At 63.4% G+C, this 17,696-nt stretch carries 14 protein-coding genes; 9 read left to right on the top strand and 5 right to left on the bottom strand.

The window, feature by feature from the left end; all coding sequences use genetic code 11:
- Window positions 1-525 precede the first annotated feature (525 nt).
- A complete protein-coding gene (locus tag ACY69P_RS04160; protein WP_462326671.1) occupies window positions 526-2,928 on the top strand; it encodes a PAS domain S-box protein in 2,403 nt (800 codons plus the stop codon).
- Window positions 2,929-2,964: 36 nt separating this feature from the next.
- The gene (locus tag ACY69P_RS04155; RefSeq protein WP_459901343.1) at window positions 2,965-3,312 is read left to right on the top strand and encodes a phenylpyruvate tautomerase MIF-related protein; all 348 of its coding nucleotides are present in this window, start codon (window positions 2,965-2,967) and stop codon (window positions 3,310-3,312) included.
- Window positions 3,313-3,471: 159 nt separating this feature from the next.
- On the opposite strand, the gene ACY69P_RS04150 is transcribed toward ACY69P_RS04155, so the two are convergent.
- Window positions 3,472-4,599 (bottom strand): (Fe-S)-binding protein, encoded by a 1,128-nt coding sequence (locus tag ACY69P_RS04150; protein WP_462326670.1) that lies wholly within the window; start codon window positions 4,597-4,599, stop codon window positions 3,472-3,474.
- Window positions 4,600-4,792: 193 nt separating this feature from the next.
- On the bottom strand, window positions 4,793-6,838 hold the full coding sequence (locus ACY69P_RS04145) for a peptidase U32 family protein (protein ID WP_462326669.1): 2,046 nt from the start codon (window positions 6,836-6,838) through the stop codon (window positions 4,793-4,795).
- A 109-nt stretch (window positions 6,839-6,947) separates the two neighbouring features.
- On the opposite strand from ACY69P_RS04145, the gene ACY69P_RS04140 reads away from it, so the two are divergent.
- The 4 genes from ACY69P_RS04140 (at window position 6,948) to ACY69P_RS04125 (ending at window position 9,968) form a co-directional block, all read left to right on the top strand.
- On the top strand, window positions 6,948-7,706 hold the full coding sequence (locus ACY69P_RS04140) for a dihydroorotate dehydrogenase electron transfer subunit (RefSeq protein ID WP_462326668.1): 759 nt from the start codon (window positions 6,948-6,950) through the stop codon (window positions 7,704-7,706).
- 19 nt (window positions 7,707-7,725) lie between these two features.
- Window positions 7,726-8,637 (top strand): dihydroorotate dehydrogenase, encoded by a 912-nt coding sequence (locus ACY69P_RS04135; protein WP_404843219.1) that lies wholly within the window; start codon window positions 7,726-7,728, stop codon window positions 8,635-8,637.
- A 60-nt stretch (window positions 8,638-8,697) separates the two neighbouring features.
- Entirely contained in the window at window positions 8,698-9,144 is a 447-nt protein-coding gene (locus ACY69P_RS04130) for a DMT family transporter (protein WP_462326667.1), read from the top strand.
- A gap of 65 nt (window positions 9,145-9,209) precedes the next feature.
- Entirely contained in the window at window positions 9,210-9,968 is a 759-nt protein-coding gene (locus ACY69P_RS04125) for a hypothetical protein (protein WP_462326666.1), read from the top strand.
- Between the two features lie 105 nt (window positions 9,969-10,073).
- Here the strand turns inward: ACY69P_RS04125 and mutY are convergent, their stop codons facing one another.
- From mutY to gpmA, 3 genes are all read right to left on the bottom strand, one after another.
- A complete protein-coding gene (gene mutY / locus ACY69P_RS04120) occupies window positions 10,074-11,174 on the bottom strand; it encodes an A/G-specific adenine glycosylase (protein ID WP_462326665.1) in 1,101 nt (366 codons plus the stop codon).
- A 72-nt stretch (window positions 11,175-11,246) separates the two neighbouring features.
- On the bottom strand, window positions 11,247-15,056 hold the full coding sequence (locus ACY69P_RS04115) for a class I adenylate cyclase (RefSeq protein ID WP_462326664.1): 3,810 nt from the start codon (window positions 15,054-15,056) through the stop codon (window positions 11,247-11,249).
- 60 nt (window positions 15,057-15,116) lie between these two features.
- Window positions 15,117-15,860 (bottom strand): 2,3-diphosphoglycerate-dependent phosphoglycerate mutase, encoded by a 744-nt coding sequence (gene gpmA / locus ACY69P_RS04110; RefSeq protein ID WP_459901357.1) that lies wholly within the window; start codon window positions 15,858-15,860, stop codon window positions 15,117-15,119.
- Between the two features lie 188 nt (window positions 15,861-16,048).
- On the opposite strand from gpmA, the gene rpmE reads away from it, so the two are divergent.
- The 3 genes from rpmE to ACY69P_RS04095 all read left to right on the top strand — a co-directional run.
- The gene (rpmE, locus tag ACY69P_RS04105) at window positions 16,049-16,282 is read left to right on the top strand and encodes a 50S ribosomal protein L31 (RefSeq protein WP_404843213.1); all 234 of its coding nucleotides are present in this window, start codon (window positions 16,049-16,051) and stop codon (window positions 16,280-16,282) included.
- 174 nt (window positions 16,283-16,456) lie between these two features.
- Entirely contained in the window at window positions 16,457-17,404 is a 948-nt protein-coding gene (locus tag ACY69P_RS04100) for a DUF1385 domain-containing protein (RefSeq protein WP_462326672.1), read from the top strand.
- 17 nt (window positions 17,405-17,421) lie between these two features.
- On the top strand, window positions 17,422-17,696 hold a 275-nt coding region (locus ACY69P_RS04095; protein ID WP_462326663.1), incomplete at its 3' end, for a PCRF domain-containing protein.

The following is a 17,696-nucleotide window of genomic DNA, read 5'->3' as shown; positions in this document are numbered from 1 at the left end:
TCGCACAGGCTAACGCGCTGCCTCGTATGGCCATGACTCTGCTCAGCGCATAATGGAACGTTCCGGCATGATGCCGGATGGCTGTGACCGGCTTGTTTGTCGTCTGACCTGATGCATCCCCCGCGTAAACAAGGGGCGGAACCGTAGCGGTTTCGCCCTTTTGTTGCGTATGGTTCCAGTTGTGATTTTTGCATTGAAAGATTACATCACGGTGTGAATGCCAGTGTTGTCCCAGACCTAGAGTTGTCCCGGACGCCAGTTTTCAGAAACACGGTGCGGTGCGTGCGGCGTTCATGATGCCGGCGGCGTTTATGGCGCTGCCGAGGCCGGGGCATGCGTTCGGCGTCATCAGAGCCAATGGCGCACGCGATAGGCGGGGACAGTGGGGCGCTGGCGCGTGCTCGGTGATGGCGGCTTGAGGGGGCCGCCCGTACTCGACATCCATTTCCGCCAACGAGCGGACACACCCAAGGGGGAACAAGAGGGGTTATGGGGTTTTCATCGGGGTCTCGCATAGGCAGGGATTTGGTTTGGCTTGCAGGCTGCGCCATCGTGTGCTGCGCTGTGCTGCTGTGGCTGGTGGCCGTGCGCGGCATCGGCACGGTTGGCGAATTTGCCGCGCAGGTCAACGCGCAGAACATCCACTCCCTGGCCACGCAATATATCGGGCGTACGGTGGAGGAGAGCGCCATGCGCTACGATACCATCGCCCGCAGCGCGCAGGCATTGGCCGAGGCCGCCGCGATCCAGGCCGCGCGCGCTTTGGACGTGCGTCATGTGGTTGGCTCTGCGCCGGAACGGCTGGAGCTGGACGAAAGGCGCGGCGTGTACAACTCCCCACAGGATGCGGCGGTCACCTGCCTGTATTGGGGCGCGCCGGAACAGTTGCCGCAGGCAAGAGAGCGCCTTGGCGCGCTGGCTTCGGTGGATTCCATCCTTGTGCAGGCGACCCGCCGGCTCTCCGGCGTGAAGAGCGCATGGGTGATGCTTGATGACGGCAGCGCCCGCTTTGCGCCGGTGGGGACACTGTTTGCCGACGTGCCGCACCCCGGCGATTTTGATTTCCGTAAGCTCACCAGCTACAGCCTTGCCATGCCGGATGTGAATCCTGACGGGAACAGCGTGTGGAGTGAGGTCTATCGCGATACCGCCGACCATGGCGCGTACGTGGTGACGGTTGTCGCGCCGGTCATTTCCTCATCCGGCGCCTTTCTTGGCGCGGCAGGCGTCGATTTTTCCCTTGATCTGTTGGTGGACGATATCCGCGGCCTGAGCCATCGGCCCGGTGAGTTCAGCTTTTTGCTGGACGGACAGGGGCGTGTGGTGGTGATGCCCATCGGCCATGCCTCGGTACTGGGTCTGTCCCCGGAGGTTGGCGCGACAGGCACCCCGCAGGATGCGGACCTGAACCAAAGCGGTGAGCCCGCCATGCGCACCGCAGCGCAGGAAATGATACTCGGGCGCTCCGGGGTGCGAACGGTGGGCCTTGGGGGCAAGGACTATCTGCTGGGCTTTCATCCATTGCCTTCCACCAAGTGGAGCTTTGCGACCATTGTCCCGTGCGCGTCCATTTTGTCGTCCGTTTCCGTGACCCGCGCGGCCATGAGCAACACCGTAGGGACGGCGCGTGTGACGCATACGCTGCTGGCGGTGGGCGTTGGCGGCATGATGTTTTTCATCCTGACAGGTTTTGTGCGGCGGCGGGTGCTGACGCCGGTGCGCAAGCTCGTGGACGCCACGGAGGCCGTGGGCGCCGGCCGCCTTGAACACCGGCTGGAGGGCTTTCGGGATGACGAGTTCGGCCAGCTGGCCCGGGCGTTCAACTCCATGACCTTTGAGATCGCCAAAAACCGTGATGCCTTGGCGCAGGCCGAAAGCAGCTACCGCAGCATTTTTGAGAACGCGGTGGAAGGCATCTTCCAGACGGACCTCAGCGGGCGGCTGCTCAGCGCCAACCCGGCCTTGGCGTCCATGCTTGGGTACGCGTCGACAGAGCAGATTTTGGCCGAGGTCAGCGACGTGGGACAGCAGGTGTACGCAGACCCCAAAATGCGTGAGGAATTTATCCTGGGCGTTGTTGAGGGGATGGAACCGTTTGTCTTTGAGGCGCAGCTTATACGGCGCGATGGCACACGCTTTTGGGCGCGGTGGCAGGGCAAGAGCACCCGGGACGACACGGGCGCGGTGGTGTGCTTTACCGGCCTACTGGAAAACGTGACCGAACGCCGCAACGCGCAGGAGCGCATCCACGCCCTGAATAAGGAACTGCTCATGGCGCAGGAGCACGAGCGAAAGCTCCTTGCCCTGCATTTGCACGACAACATCGCCCAGAATCTGTCGTATCTGAAAATTCAATCCCGCATCATGGCGGAGCGTGCCTCGGGCGGCGATTCCTCCCTGCATGAGGAGTTTGCGCGTGTGCTTTCGGAAACCATCGACGCCGTGCGCAACATGGCCTACGAGCTGCGCCCCTCCGGGCTGGATGAATTGGGGCTGGTGCGCACGCTGGAGCTGTTTTGTTCCGAGTTCGAGCAGCGCTACAGCGTGCCGGTGTCATTTTCCGCCGCAGGAATGGAGAGCGTACCGGTTGCGCCGGAGGTGCAGATTAATATCTTCCGCATTGTGCAGGAAGCACTGCGCAACGTGGCGCGGCATTCGCGGGCCAGCAAGGCCAGCGTGAAGCTGGTCGCCTCGCACCCCAACCTTATTGTGCGCATCCGCGACGACGGTATGGGCTTTGACCCGGAGCGCCAGCAGGAGAACGCTGTCCGCTCGCGCCGCATGGGCGTGCAGGGCCTTAAGGAACGTGCGCGGCTTATGGACGGGGAGTTGCAGATTGTATCCCGCCCCGGCAAGGGGACGTCCATTTCTTTGGAGGTGCCCATAGACAGGGCGTGGGACGACGCCACCATGCCCCGATCCCTGTAACGCGGGCAAACACCGCAAGCCCCAAGGAGGCGGACTATGCCGTATGTGAGTGTGGCGACTAATGTGCCGATGGACGCTGGCGAGGCCGGGCGCGTGGCCCGCCTTGTGTCGCAGTGCGCCGTTCAGGCCACGGGCAAGGATGAACAGTGGGTCATGGCGCGCGTGGAGCCGGGACAGGCGCTGTGCTATGGCGGCACAGACGAACCGGCCGCGTACGTGGAATTCAAAAACGTGGGGCTGGATGCCGACGCCTGTGCGTCCATTACGGACAGCCTGTGCGCTCTGCTCAGCGCGCAGTGCGGAGTGCCGCCGGAGCGCGTGTACGTGGAATTTAAGAGTCTGGAGCGCCGCCTGTTCGGATGGAATGGACGCACGCTCGGATAGTGCGCCAGCCAGCGCGGCGCGGCAATCCGTCCCAAGAGGAAGGCTGCTGCCGCACGAAAAATGCCGCGCGATATGACCGCGAAAAAAGGCCCCTGCAGAGATGCGCTCTGCGGGGGCCTTGTCATTATCAAGGGGCAATCTATCGTGCGCCGCGGCCTGTTAGAACGTCTTTTGCCGCCGCCGGGAGGTGTGGGTGGTCAGGGTCTTGCGCAGGCGGCGCTTGAGGCCAAGGCGGTTCAAGTAGGTGACGGGCGCGCGGGAGATGCGTGCGTAGCCCAGCATGGTGCGCTGGGGCCAGAAGACAAGGTCCAAAATGTGGACCGTCGGCGCGCTGCGCATCAAGGTGTTCACACATCCGGCGCAGAAGGTAACGATGGTGCGTCCGCCTGCTTCCTCGGCGCGGCGGGTGGTCCATGTCTTGCCCATGTCTGCCGCCACAAGGGGCACGGCGCCGCCTTCGCCGCAGCACAGGGTCTTTGCGCCGTGGTGGGGCATCTCCTCCACATCAAGGCCGCGGCGTTCAAGCAGGGTACGCACTGCCTGCTGCGAGGACGGGTGGTCGCGCAGGACGCAGGGGTCGTGCACCGTGACCGTGCCGGAAACGGCCTCCTCCGGCGGTAGGGGATTGGCGGCCAGAATTTCATAGACCGTGACAGGCGTCAGTCCCTCGCCGTAGCGCGAGAACATGGCGTGACAGCTGGGGCACGCCGTCAGCACGGTGGTGACGCCATTGTCCACAAGCCACTGCCGCAGGTCGCCGAAGGCGTCGTCAAAGTCCTGCGCGCACCCAAGGTCGTGCGAGGGCTTGGAACAGCAGTCGAGGACAATGCCAAGGCCGGGGATGTGTGTGGCAAGGTGCTCGTAGAGGGTGTTGGTCAGCGCCGGACGCGTTCCACTGAGGGTGCAGCCGGGGAAGAAGACGGTATCGCACCCCTCAGGCAGGCCATACCATGAAAAGAGTGGCGAGGTGCCCGTGCGTTCGTAGCTGATGATGCGTTTGTGCTCGCGCAAGGGGCCAACCCCGCGCCGCACGGCCTCCTGCCGCAGGGTCAGGAACATGGTTCGGGGGTTCAGGTCCACGGGGCAGACCTCGGCGCACAGCCCGCACAGGCTGCACTGGTAGGCATTAAGGGTCTTATGGGCGGTATCGACGCACCGGGCGATGGACCCCGGGGTACCGGACGCCGTTAAAAAGGCGCACTCGTCCACACATTTGCCGCAGTCGATGCATGTGTCAGCCACGGCGGCGATGGTGGCGGAGGCGTTCATGAGTGAAGACGGGGACATACTGGCTCCTGCTTATGCTTTGACCGCCGAGTATAGGCCGGGACAGGACGCAGGGCAAGACGTTGCACAGCACATTGGCCCCAACTCCCCCAGAAAATCGCGCGACTTGGACTTTTCGCGCGCCTGCGCAAAGAAAACGCCGCCCCACATGAATCATGCAGGGCGGCGCTGTCGTGCGGTATGACAGGGACGGCTACAGGAGCTTGAGGTCCCAGTTGAAGGTGCTGACGCGGTTGGCGCGGGGCACGTCGCGGGGTTTGGACTCGTGCAGGTGCACAAAGGCGCTGTAGCCGGACTTGGACAGCTCCTGTTCCTTTTCGCGAAGGTCGATGCCCCAGCTGGGATAAATCCAGTGGTTCTGGCCGTAGCGGCGCGCGTAGCAGACTTCCTTCATGGGGCTAATAAAGGGCTTTTCCGCCTTGAAGCCCGAGGGCTCGATGCGCGTGATGCCAAGGGGCCATTGGCCCGTGGTCACGAAGCCCAGCGGCAGCGGCGCGGCCTTGCCAAGGGCAAGGGCGTCGTCGCGGCTGAGTTCGGTGCTGGCGATGGCGCCGTCAAAGCCCATCTCACCCAGCCACTCAAGGGCAAGGGGATTGGCGATGTTGCAGAAGGGGCCGGCCCACATGATGAGGCGGTCTTCCTTCTCGCGCTGTTTGGCGCCGGGCTTTTTGGGCTTGCGCTTAATGGCCACGGCGCGGGGCAAGCGGGGCAGTTCCGTGGGGAACAGGGACTTCTGCCACGGCGCGCCAAGGACAAAGCGGCGCGCGCCGCCCTTGACGAGGCGGGTAATGCAGTCCTGCCAGTCCTGCTCCTCGTTGGGCCAAATGACAGGCGGCAGCCACCACCACAGGCGCATGGCAAGGCCGGGTTTGACCTCGCGCGCGGCCTTGGGCGTCAGCCACACGCCGGAGCCGTCATTGAGCTTGTTATTGCCCTGCCTGCGCGACACATGCAGATGCAGCGGGCGCGCGGCGGGTTTTGCGGGCTTGGGCATGGTCGGCTCAAAGGAGGACGACTGGCCGGTTTTGACCTTGATGGTGGACAGGCGCTTTTCCAGCGCGTTCAGCTCCTTGCTGAGCTCCGGCTCGCGGCGGTCGATGAGGAACACCGGGCTGCTGGGGCGCGGCGGGCGGCCCTTGGCCAAAAAGTCCAGTCGGCCACCCTTGGGGATGGATTTGCGGACCTTGATGATTTGGTGCCCGGGCTCATCCTCGTACCCCACGCGCACCAGGTCGCCGGGGATGAGGGGAATGCGGGGCGAAAAGCTGAGCTTGCGCGTTTTGGCCTTGCCCAGCTTGTCGATAAGCAGGCCGGACGCCGTGGGGCGGTCCGGGTCCGTGGGCACGTAGGGGCGCTGGGGCAAAAAGGCGTAATGGGTGCCGCGGCGGCCAAGGGCCTGCTTCAAAAAGTCCACGGCCATCTTTTTTGCCTCGGGGTCATTGCCGTGATCGCGCAGCATCTTGTAGGCTTTGACGGTGTAGTAGACGTAGTGCGGCCCCTTGCGGCGGCCCTCAATCTTCCACGAGCGGACCTCGGGAACTTCGCGCAGGGTCTTGACCAATGTGTCAAGTGTGAGATCGTTACAGGAGAAGAAGCGACCTGTGGTACTCTTTTGGGTGTAGACGCGGCGGCAGGGCTGTACGCAGCGCCCGCGCAGGCCGCTCTTGCCGCCAAGGTAGGAGCTCCAGTAGCAGCGGCCGGACACGTTGTAGCACAGCGCGCCGTGGACGAAGACCTCAAGGTCCAAATCGTCCGGGCAGGCCTTGCCGCAGGCGCGGATCTCGTCGATGTTCAGCTCACGCGGGAGGACGACGCGGTCCACGCCTAGGGATTCGCGCATGTGGGGCAGTGCGGCGGGGGAACCGGCGTTGGCCAGCGTGGACAGATGGAGTTCGCCAGCGAATCCGCTCTGTTTTGCGAGCTTGACCATGCCGGGATCCTGTAGAATAAGTGCCGCCGGACGCACGTGCTTGTTCAGCCGGTCCAGCAGACGACCTGCGGCCTCGGCTTCGCCGGGCTTGAGCATGCTGTTCATGGCGACGTGGACGCGGCAGTTCTTCTCTGCGGCCAGCTCGGTGAGCGCCGCAAGTTCCGCGATGGAAAAGTTCCCGGCTTCCGCGCGGGCGGAGAAATGCTTCAGGCCAAGGTAGACCGCATCTGCACCAGCGGCGAGCGCCGCCAAAAATGCAGGACGGTCCCCGGCAGGAGCGAGGATCTCGGGTTGTCTGGATATATTCATGTTGCTTCGCCTGAGTTTTTACGGTGGAGCGTTCAATTAACGCGACGGCGACCAATAAGGGATTGCATCGATGTTTGCAAATGCATGTACTGACGTGAAGGTACGGTCCTTGCTCCGATTCGGCACGCAAGGCGCCGACGGAGAGTTTTACGAGCTTACGCTTGAACATCCCGGTTCCGCAAGCACAGCGTGGCAGAACTGGAAGCCCGGCCAGTTCGTAATGGTTCGTCCCACGGCGTGGGAACACAACCCGCTTTGGGGACGTCCTTTTTCTATTCATAAGGCCGATGGCGACACGCTATCGGTCTTTTTTCAGGTCATTGGTCGCGGCACACGCGGGCTTGCCCGCCTTGCGCCAGGTGATGAGGTAACCGTCTGGGGGCCTCTTGGCAACGCATTTGCGGTGCGCGATGACAGGCCGACCCTTGTTTTGGCTGGCGGCATCGGCATTGCGCCGTTTTATGAGTACCTGCGCAGGCACCCCAGCCCGGAGAAGCTGCGGCTGGTGTTCGGCCACCGTCCCCCGGCGGAAAGCTACCCCCTCGGCATCATGGAAAAGTACGTGAAGTGCGAGGCCTACCGCGAAAAGGGCCCCGAGGACCTGAAGGCCTTTATTGGCCTGCTGGGCGATATTGTGCCCGAATACGCCACGGACGGACATATCGTGGCCTGCGGGCCGCTTCCCTTCCTGAAGACCATCCAGACCATTGCCGCCGAGGCTGGCGGCAAGGCGCAGCTGTCCCTTGAAAACCGCATGGCCTGCGGTGTGGGCGCGTGCCTTGGCTGCGTGTGCGAGCATAAGGACAGCGGTCCCGTTTCTGTCTGCGCGCGCGGCCCGGTGTTCTGGTCCGACGAAATAACGTTCTAAACAGGGAAGTTTCACTACTATGGATATGCACGTTTCCTTCGGCGGTCTGGACCTGAAAAACCCCGTCATGACCGCCTCCGGCACCTTTGGCTACGGCCTTGAGTTCTCGCGCTTTGGCGACCTTGAAAAACTGGGCGGCATTGTGGTGAAGGGTTTGTCCCTGTCCCCGCGCGCAGGCAACCCCATGCCGCGCATTGCGGAGACGCCCTCCGGCATGCTGAACGCCATTGGCCTGCAAAATATCGGCGTGGAAAAGTTCCTGTCCGGGCGGCTGAACCGGTTGCCTGCGGACAACCTTGCCGTGGTGGCCAACCTGTACGCCTGCAGCGCCGATGAGTTTGCGCAGCTGGCCGAAGTGCTGGCCGACCAGCCGGGCATCGCCGCCCTTGAGGTCAACATCTCCTGCCCCAACGTGAGTTCCGGCGGCATCCTGTTTGGGCAGGACCCCAAAATGGCGGCCAGCGTGACCGAGGCGGTCAAGCGCCGCGCCGGGGACAAGCCCGTTATCATCAAGCTGTCCCCCAATGTGACGGACATTACGGAGATTGCCCGCGCTGCCGAAAGCGGCGGCGCCGACATTCTCAGTTGCATCAACACGCTGTCCGGCATGGCGGTGGACGCGCGCACCCGCAGAACGCGCCTTGCCAACGTTATTGGCGGGTTGTCCGGTCCGGCGGTGAAGCCCGTGGCCCTGCGCTGCGTGCATCAGGTGTGTCAGGCTGTTGATGTGCCGGTTATCGGCGTTGGCGGCATTTCCTCGGCTGAGGATGTGCTGGAGTTCATCCTTGTGGGCGCGCATGCCGTACAGGTGGGCACCGCCAACTTCCTGCGTCCGGATTTTGCCTTCCGGCTTGTGGACGAACTTGCCGAACTCTGCGATACCTATGGCATTTCCTCATGGGATGCGTACCGCGGGAGCCTCCAGCTGTAGCGGACGCGTCCTCAGACGCTGGGAGGCCAAGGGAATGCAATGTGAAGCAGGGGGCGGGCGATGTCTGCCGTAACCGCCCTGACGATGGCCTTTGGGGCCGGAGTGGCAATGGCCGTGCAGCTTGGCGTCAATGTCCGGCTGGGGTCGTGGACCAAGGACGCTGTTTTGGCGGCGTTTGTATCCTTCTTTGTGGGGACGCTGGCCCTTGCGGCCTACGCCTTTGCCACCCGCATTCCGCTGCCTAGCCTGTCCGATGCAGGCAAGTTGCCGCTGTGGTACTGGTCCGGCGGCGTGCTGGGCGCGTTTGTGGTGGCCTCGGCCGTTATCGTGGGCCCGCGCATTGGGTCCGCCACGATGTTTACGCTGATGGTGGCCGGGCAGGTGTCCATGTCGCTGATTTTGGACCACTTTGGCCTGTTCGGTCTGCCGCAGCATTCCATCAGCCCGCTGCGCATTGCGGGTGTGGTACTGGTTGTGCTTGGTGTGGTGCTCATCCGCAAGTTCTAATGCCGCCGCCTGCTCCGCTGCCGTGCGGGGCGGGCTGTTTCGTGTTCAACCGGAGGTTCGCGCTGATGAAAAAGTTCTTCTATCTGCTGGTGGCTGTGTGCGTCGTGTTTGTCGGCGTTGTGGTGTTTGGCCTGTTGTCCGTGAATCCCTTGGTCAAAAAGGGCGTGGAATACTTTGGGCCGCGCTATGTGGGCGCGGACGTGCGCCTTGCGGAGTCCGACCTGTCGATTTTGAGCGGTGAAGGGGAACTGCGCGGGCTGTTCGTGGGCAATCCTGCGGGCTACAAGTCCGAGAGCGCGGTGCAGGCCGATTCCATCCGCATGAAGCTGGACACCTCCAGCCTGTCCGAACCCACGGTGATCATTGAGGCCATTGTTATTGACCGGCCGGTCATCACCTACGAGCTTGCGGGGCGCACCAGCAATCTGCAAACCTTGGTGGACAATGTGACCCGCTCGGCCAAAGGCGGCGACGCCGGCTCCGGTGGCGGCGAGAGCGCCGAAGCGGGCGATGCCGGCGGCAAGTCCGTGGTCATCAAGCATATTGTCATCCGCAATGCGCGGGTGAACTTTGGCATTGCGGCCCTTGGCGGCGAGCTTGCCCACGCGGAGTTGGACGACATCCACCTGCGCGACATTGGCGAGAAGAAGGACGTCTCCATGGCTGATGCGGCGCGGCAGGTGCTGACAGCCATAAACCGGGCCGTTGCCCAGCGCCTGCCCGGCGTAACGGGCGGCCTTGAGGACGGCGTAAAGAAGGGCGTGGATGCCATCAACGGCACCCTGCGCTCCGTAGGCGAGGGCCTGCGCGGCATTTTGAAGTAGGCCGCCGCGGCAGAGTCCGGCGTGATGCTTGCGCTCAACCAAGCGCTTTCTACGTCATAATGAAAAGTCACAGGGCGGTCCGTTGCGAAACAGGCCGCCCTGTTTTTATGCCGAAAAGAGGTGGGCGTAGCGCAGGTCGGTGCGCATGATGTCGATGAGCTTGCGGTGCCCGCCGGGAAAAGCGAGGCCGTCCAGCCCCTCGGACGTGGACCAGCGGTACTCGGACGCGGCGGTAAGGTAGGGCGTGGTGCCCGGCCCATCAAGGGAGAGCAGAAAGCAGTGCAGGGTGATGCGGTAGCGCGTGTAGCCGTGGCGGACCACGTCAATCTTGTCCACCACGCTGACGCGGAAGTCCGTTTCCTCGCGGAATTCACGTACGGCGGCCTGTTCAGGCGTTTCGCCGTCCTCAATGCTGCCGCCGGGGAACTCCCACAGTCCGCCCCACACGCTGTCCTCCAGCCGCTTTTGGATAAAGAAGCGCCCTTCGTGCAGCAGTACGCCCGCCACGATGCTCAGCGGCGTAATGTCTTGCCGTTTTCCGGGCACAGGGCGGTGCGCCACAATGCCAAGGCGATAGGCCTCGCACTGCGCGCTGAGGGGACAGGCCTCGCAGCGCGGGGCGCGCGGCGTGCAGACCAGTGCGCCAAATTCCATCACCGCCTGATTAAAGTCCCGCGCGCCGCCCGGTGGCAGCAGGCGGTCGGCGTGGTCGGCCACGGCGCGCTTGGCGTCCTTTTCCTTCACCGGGGTGTCAATGTCGAACAGGCGGGCAAACACGCGCTCCACGTTGGCGTCAATGGCCGGGACGTCCTGCTGGTAGGCTAGGCTGGCAATGGCCCCGGCGGTGTAAGGCCCAACACCGGGCAGGGCCAGCAGGCCGCCCACATCCGTGGGGAAGGCGCCGCCGTGTTCGTCCATGATGATGCGCGCGGCCTTGCGGATGTTGCGCGCGCGGGAGTAGTAGCCCAGCCCCTCCCAGTATTTGAGCACGTCGTCTTCACTGGCCGCGGCAAGGGTCGGCACATCGGGGAACCGTGTCATCCAGCGCTCAAAGTAGGGCACGGCGCGGTCCATCTGGGTCTGCTGGAGCATAATCTCCGACACCCAGACATGGTAGGGCGAATAGGTCTTGCGCCACGGCAGGGGGCGCTGGTTCGCGTGGAACCAGTCCACCAGCGTGGCGGCGATGTGGTGGTGTGTGGTCATGGTCTGTCTCCTTGGAAGGTGGCAACAGAGCATGACCCGCCGGGTTTGGCAAGGCTGACGGGGCGGTGGCGGCTAGCGCCGTGGCTGTGGGCTGCTGCTGCGGTCCGGCACAAAATAGTCCAGCACCGGCGGCTCCGCAAACTCCTGCTCCACATTGTTCAGCAGAAATTGCACCGGGTTGTCGATGACTTCGTTGTCTTCGGCGGAGACGGTGCGGCAGAACAGTTCGCCCCAGTTGGTGCTGTACACCACAGAAACCTCCGCAATGCGCGCCAGTTCTCGCTGTTTGGTGAGGTTCAGGATGAAGAAGGCGCGGACGATGCGCTCCGGATTCAGCATTTCTGCGATGTCCGTATTAAAGGTCTCCTTGGGCGGAAAGAAGTCGAGCAGGGCGTTTAGCAGGCGCTGGATGTCGCGCACGGTGACCGGGGAGATGGTGGGGTCGCCGCGGATTTCGATGTCTTTGTGGGAGATGCCGTTGGCCGCCAGCCACACAAGGTGTTCGGCAAGGTCCGACCCCTGCCGCAGATTGACGAGGTCAAGGCGCTGCGAGGTCGCCACCTCCTGCGCGCCCTGCACCTCCCATGAGGACGGTTCGCCCAGCTTTTTGGCCTGCGCCTGAAAGTGCAGGACCCGAAAGCGTGTGCCGCCAAGGGAAACAAAGGGGATATGCTCAATCTTGTGCCTGCGCCGTGAAAAGGTGGAAAAGATTTTACGCCCCAGCTTGGTGATGTCCTCGGGCGAGATGCTGACGTCGGTGTGTTTTTGGCTGTCGCGCACGCGCATATACGTCTGCACGATGAACCGGTTCACGGACGAGCCAATGCTGACCAGCTTCTGGAAGGGCCACTCGGAGCTTTTTTGCAGGGCGGCGGGCATGGTGGCGGCAATCTGCGCGCCTTCGGCTTCCTCCCGCCGTGTGGGGACCGCAAGGGCGGCTTTGGCGCCGAGCTTGGTCTTGAGGAAGAACGACAGCCGGATGAGGTTGGCGGAGTCCTTGTCGCCGCTTTGGGCGTAGTGGAGCAGAACCTCCTTGTACATGAGGACGTAGGGGTCCACGGCGTCAAGGCGCGGGTCGCCGGAGAGGATGCCCGCCTTGAGGCGCTCGCAGAGGAGCGGGCTTTCGGAATCGGCGTCTGGGGCAATGTATTTTTCCAACAGGCCAAACTTCATAATGGACTTGAAGGGACTCTTCAGCGCCTTCACAATCTGCCACAGCGACGCGCCAAAGAACTCCTGCGGCGGAATGCGCAGCAGGTTGCCGAGGTCGATGAACGGGGCATCCCACGGCGCGCGGGCGAGCAGTTCCATATTTTGCGCGTAGTCGGCATCGGTACTGCCTGCCGGGGTGGTCCACCACATGGGCAGGCTGCCCGCCACATGCAGGACGGAGCGGTAGAATTCCTCCTTGAGCAGCAGCGCCTGCGCCGTCCCGGAGCTTTCCGCATCGCTGACGCCGAAGTTGTTGGCGCGGATGCGCTCCACGTTCATGGTGAAGAAGTGCACCTCCAGCCCAAAGGTGGCGTCCGCCCACTGTTCGATGGCCTCAATCTTAAAGGCCAGCCCGTCCACCAAGATTTCCGGCATGTCGTCGGGGTCGTAGCACAGCCAGTAGTCAAGGTCCGAGGCCTCGGACTGCGCAATGGTGCCCACACTGCCTATGGTATACAGCGCGCGGAAGGTGATGGGGTCCGGCGCGCGCGGAGGCAGTGTGGCGTCCGGAAAGTGGCGGCGTGCGGCCTCAATGGTGGAGTAGTCCGGACAGTAGTTGCCCATGCGGCAGGCCAGGGGCAGTGGTTCAAGCTCCTCGCTGCTTCGCTCAAAGATTTCCGTATGCAGAAAGAATGGGGCAAGGCGCACAAAGTCGCGCCGGGGCGCGCCGAGCTTTTGCATACACCAGTGTTCGCGCCGGGCGTTGTTGCCCATAAACGCTGCGGCCCGGCGGATGATGTCCCACAGGCCGTACCACGCATCCATGGCCAGCTTGGCTTTGGCCCCGGCCTGCGGCGGCAGGGGCGGTGGCGGTGTTGTGTCTGCCATGGCGCGCGCCGCGTGGGTGCGCAGTTGTAGGCTGAGGGCGCAGGGGCAGGCCCCGTGCGGCCCGGTGATGGTGACGTCCGAGAACAGGCACGCGTGCACAGTGCTGGAGATGATGGAACAGTCCAGCAGTTCAAGGCTGGCGCCCGAGCAGTGCCGAAGCTCCGTCCCCGCAAGGGTGACCGCCTCCATGCGCGCGCCCGTAAGGTCGCAGGCGGTGACGCGCAGAGCCTCCAACCTGCCGCCAAAGAGGTGCAGGCCGCGCAGTTTGGTGCCCTGAATGTCGATGAGGCCGCAGGTGCAGTCCGTGAGTTCGGTGTCTTCCGCGTTGCCGCAGGTGATGGTTATTTCCCGCAGGGAGCAGTCGAAGAACCGGGTGCCGTTCATGGTACAGCCGGTGAAGGTGCACCCGGAAAAGCGCGTCTTGTGGAAGATGGTTCCCGAAAAGTCAGCGTCGACGAAGGTGCAGTTTTCAAAGGTGGCGCTTTCGATAAGGGAGTCCGTGAATGTGGTGCCACGCAGGGTACGCTCCTCGTAGATGGGGGAGAAGCGCCGCCCGGAGTGCTCGCTCTGCAGGACCATATCGCCGCCAAACTGAATGGAGATGGCTTCCCCTTCGTCTCCGCTGAACAACCCGCCAAGGAATCCTTTCTCCTTCTTCTTGGGCTTCTCCGCCGCGTCATCTTTCTGGGGGCGCTCGGTAAAGCCAGCCAGTGCGGCCTCAACGTCGGGCTTTGGGCCGGTGCTGGGGGGAATGGCGTCAATGAGCGCCTGCGGGGCGTCCGGGACGGCGGCGGCAAGGCTCACGCGCGCCATGGGCGGATCAAGGGCCGCCATGAGCGGAAAGACCATGGCCGCGAAGGCCTCGGGATTCTCCCCGGTGGCTTTGATGTAGAACGCGGCTTCCTCCGACGGCATAAGGGGGAGCGCCGCGGTGATGGTGTCCTGAAGGGCGGGGTCGCGCTTGAAGCAGGCGGCAAGGATGCGGCCGATGCTGTCCGGCATAATCTGTGTGAGGCAGGCGACCACGGCGGTTCGCACGCGCAGGTCCGGGTGCGTCAGCGAGGGCAGCAGCGCCTTGACGTAGCGCTTGTCGTGGCGCGGGGCTACGGCGGCGATAGCGTCCAGCAGGGTGCGCTGCGCACCGAGGTCACGCGTGACCAACAGGGGCAGCAGGCGCAGGTGCAGGTCCGGCGCGTCCAGCATGGCCAGCGCCGGGACGTAGGTATGCAGGTCGTCATCCGGACGGCGCGAGGCTTGGAGCAGGGACTCCTGCGCGGTGATGGCGGCATCGACGGCGCAGCCGAAGGGGCCGGTTGCCAGCGCGTGGGACAGGGGATAGGCGAGGACGCCGCCGCTGGCGCGCAGCGCCTGCAACTGCGCGGCAATCTCCTTGGGCGGCAGGGCCGCAAGGTCCGGCAGGGCGGTCATGGCGATGGGGCGCAGGGCTTCGTAGCGGCCCGTATCGTCCAGCAGCAGGTGGTTGACCACGGCCAACCGGAACCCACCGGGGAAGAGGTCCAGCACGCCCGCAACATCAATGCCCTGCGTCATCGCCAGCAGGGATGCGGCCAAGGGCGCGGCAAGGGGGCCAAGGTCCGCCAGCAGGCCAATATAGTAGACCTGCAATTCGGCGTCGCTTGATGTTGCGGCCCGCCAGTGCAGGACAAGGGCCGTCTCGTCGCCCATGCGGCGCGCCTCGGCAGGGCCGGCTGCCGCGCACTGCGCCCGGATGCGGTCCACCAGGCTGGTGATGTCCGTGCGCGTGCGTTCCGGCGGCGGGTGCGCCGTCAGGCTGGTGAGTCGTTTTAAAGACTGCGGGAACGTGAACTGCTCTGGGGCCATGGCGTTCCCCCCGGGCCGGGCCGTCCCAAGGGCGAAGTCCCTTGGGCGGGGACGGCGCGCTTAGCCCTTGGCCTGATTGGCCACGGCCTGCGCCGCCCGTTTTGCGGCTTCCGGATCGCCGAGGTAAGAGTGTTTGATGGGCCTGAGCGTTGCGTCCAGTTCATAGACGAGGGGAATGCCGGTGGGAATGTTCAGCCCGGTAATGTCGTCCTCGGACATATCGTCCAAATATTTGATCAGCGCGCGCAGGCTGTTGCCGTGCGCGGCAATGAGCACGCGGCGTCCGGCGCGGATGTCCGGCGCGATGACCTGATGCCAGAAGGGCAGCACACGCTCCACGGTGAGGGCGAGGCTCTCCCCGGCAGGCAAGTCGCTGGGCGGAATGTGCGCGTAGCGCGGGTCTAGCGAGGGGTGGCGCGGGTCGTCGGCCTCCAGCGGCGGCGGAGGAATGTCGTAGCTGCGCCGCCAGGTGAAGACTTGCTCGTCGCCGTATTTCTGCGCGGTTTCGGCCTTGTCCAGCCCTTGCAGCGCGCCGTAGTGGCGTTCATTGAGCCGCCAGCTTTTGATGACGGGCAGCCACATATTGTCCATTTCGCGCTGGATGATCCACAAGGTTTCGATAGCGCGTTTGAGCAAAGACGTGTAGCACACGTCGAAGACGAAGCCGCTGTCGTGCAGCAGTTGCGCCCCGGCCTGCGCCTCGGCCTCGCCCTGCGGGGTCAGGCCGACATCGGTCCAGCCGGTGAAGCGGTTTTCAAGGTTCCATTCGCTCTGCCCATGACGGACGAGGACGAGCTTGTGCATGATGCCTCCGAATTGTTGGCTGAGTGCTCCTTGCTTATTCCACGCCTGTCATTATATACATGAGAGCCGTGGCCGTGAAAAGGCAGCACGCCCACGCAGGACGTCCGGTCCAGACATTATGTGCTTGCCAAACGTTTGCAAACAGGGTATCCATGCCGTCTTTTCGGAACCCTGTGGAGGAATACACCATGAAAAAAGATATCCATCCTAAGACTTACAAGGCCAAAGTTCAGTGCGCCTGTGGTCACGAGACCGAGCTTTTGACCGCCAAGGGTGAAGAAGTGCATGTGGAAATTTGCTCCAACTGCCATCCGTTCTTCACCGGCAAGCAGCGCTTTGTTGACACCGCTGGTCGTATCGACCGCTTCCGTAAGAAGTTCGGCAAGCTTGGTGAGAACAAGGGCGCTGGCAAGGAGAACTAGCATCTCCCTTTTTCGCGAGCCATGGAGCTCGCCCGGCAGTCGCCTCCGTCAGGGATCGTACCTGTCGGAGGCGTCTTTTCATTTAAGCCGGACCGTGCTGCATGACGCCGTGTCCGGTAGGAGGCGGGTATGTCATCAGCTCAGAGTGCATCCGTGATGGGCGCTTTCCGCGCCATGCGCCGGGCCGCCGTGCACGGTGTTTCGTTGTTTTTGCGCGGGGCCACCACCGTTGGTGGGCAGGCCGTTGTGGAAGGCGTCATGATGCGCAATCAGGACCGTTTGGCCATCGCTGTGCGTAAGCCGGACGGCAGCATTGCGCTGGAGACGCGCCCTTGGTTTACCCTGCTGCGGGCCGAGTGGATGAAGCGCCCCTTTGTGCGCGGATTCTTCGTCCTCATCGAAACCTTGGTCAATGGCATCAAGGCGCTCAACTTCTCGGCGCAAACCGCGCTGGAGGAAGAGGGCGAAGAGGAAGTGAAGCCGTGGCAGCTGGCCCTGACCGTTGCCGTCTCCATTGCGCTGGCGCTGGGACTGTTCGTTGTGTTGCCGCACATGTTTTCCCTTGGCATCAAGGTGCTGGGGCTTGGCGGCGGAACGGAGTCCTTTAGCTTCCACGCATGGGATGGGCTGTTCAAGCTGGCCGTGTTTGTGGGCTATATCGCCGCCATTTCCCGTATTCCCGATATTAAGCGCGTGTTCCAGTACCATGGGGCCGAGCATAAAACCATCTGGACCTACGAGGAAGGCGGGGAGCTGACTCCCGCAGCGGCGCGCGGCTACAGCCGCCTGCATCCCCGGTGCGGGACGGCGTTTTTGCTGTTTGTCCTGTCCCTTTCCATCGCCCTGCATGCCGTGCTGATTCCGGGCATGCTGGCCGTGTATACCCCAGACGCCGCCGTAGCCAAGCAGGCGTATGTGGTTATCGCCAAGTTTTTCATGATGATTCCCATCAGCGCCGTTGCCTATGAGCTTATCAAGTACACGGGCACCAACGGCAACGCCCGGCTGTGCCGGGTACTGTGCTGGCCGGGTCTCATGCTGCAATATCTGACCACTGGCGAGCCCGACGACGGGCAGCTGGAAGTGGCCATCGCCGCGCTGAAAGGCGCGGTTGATAAATGATTTGAGAGGTCGTCACAATGTTCGCCAAGCTCGATAGCATAGAGCGCCGGTTCGAGGAACTTGAGCGCGAGTTGTCCTCTCCCGATGTGTTCAACGATCAGGATCGCTACAGGACGCTCACCAAGACCCATTCGGACCTTGGTGAAATCGTCAAGGCGTACCGGGAGTACCGCACACTGGAGGAGAACCTTGCCGAAAGCCGTGAGATGCTTCACGACGACGACAAGGACATCCGCGAGATGGCTGCGGCCGAAATCGCGGAACTGGAAGAGCGTCTGCCCGGTCTGGAGCA

The sequence above is a fragment of the Desulfobaculum sp. genome, assembly GCF_054921475.1.
This window is presented reverse-complemented; position numbering and strand designations above follow the sequence as displayed.

Bases quoted from the DNA above. Each gene is read 5' to 3' on its own strand.
- ACY69P_RS04155 (WP_459901343.1), top strand. From the start codon at position 2,965: ATGCCGTATGTGAGTGTGGCGACTAATGTGCCGATGGACGCTGGCGAG.
- ACY69P_RS04150 (WP_462326670.1), bottom strand. From the start codon at position 4,599: ATGTCCCCGTCTTCACTCATGAACGCCTCCGCCACCATCGCCGCCGTG.
- ACY69P_RS04145 (WP_462326669.1), bottom strand. From the start codon at position 6,838: ATGAATATATCCAGACAACCCGAGATCCTCGCTCCTGCCGGGGACCGT.
- ACY69P_RS04135 (WP_404843219.1), top strand. From the start codon at position 7,726: ATGGATATGCACGTTTCCTTCGGCGGTCTGGACCTGAAAAACCCCGTC.
- ACY69P_RS04130 (WP_462326667.1), top strand. From the start codon at position 8,698: ATGTCTGCCGTAACCGCCCTGACGATGGCCTTTGGGGCCGGAGTGGCA.
- ACY69P_RS04125 (WP_462326666.1), top strand. From the start codon at position 9,210: ATGAAAAAGTTCTTCTATCTGCTGGTGGCTGTGTGCGTCGTGTTTGTC.
- mutY (WP_462326665.1), bottom strand. From the start codon at position 11,174: ATGACCACACACCACCACATCGCCGCCACGCTGGTGGACTGGTTCCAC.
- ACY69P_RS04115 (WP_462326664.1), bottom strand. From the start codon at position 15,056: ATGGCCCCAGAGCAGTTCACGTTCCCGCAGTCTTTAAAACGACTCACC.
- gpmA (WP_459901357.1), bottom strand. From the start codon at position 15,860: ATGCACAAGCTCGTCCTCGTCCGTCATGGGCAGAGCGAATGGAACCTT.
- rpmE (WP_404843213.1), top strand. From the start codon at position 16,049: ATGAAAAAAGATATCCATCCTAAGACTTACAAGGCCAAAGTTCAGTGC.
- ACY69P_RS04100 (WP_462326672.1), top strand. From the start codon at position 16,457: ATGCGCCGGGCCGCCGTGCACGGTGTTTCGTTGTTTTTGCGCGGGGCC.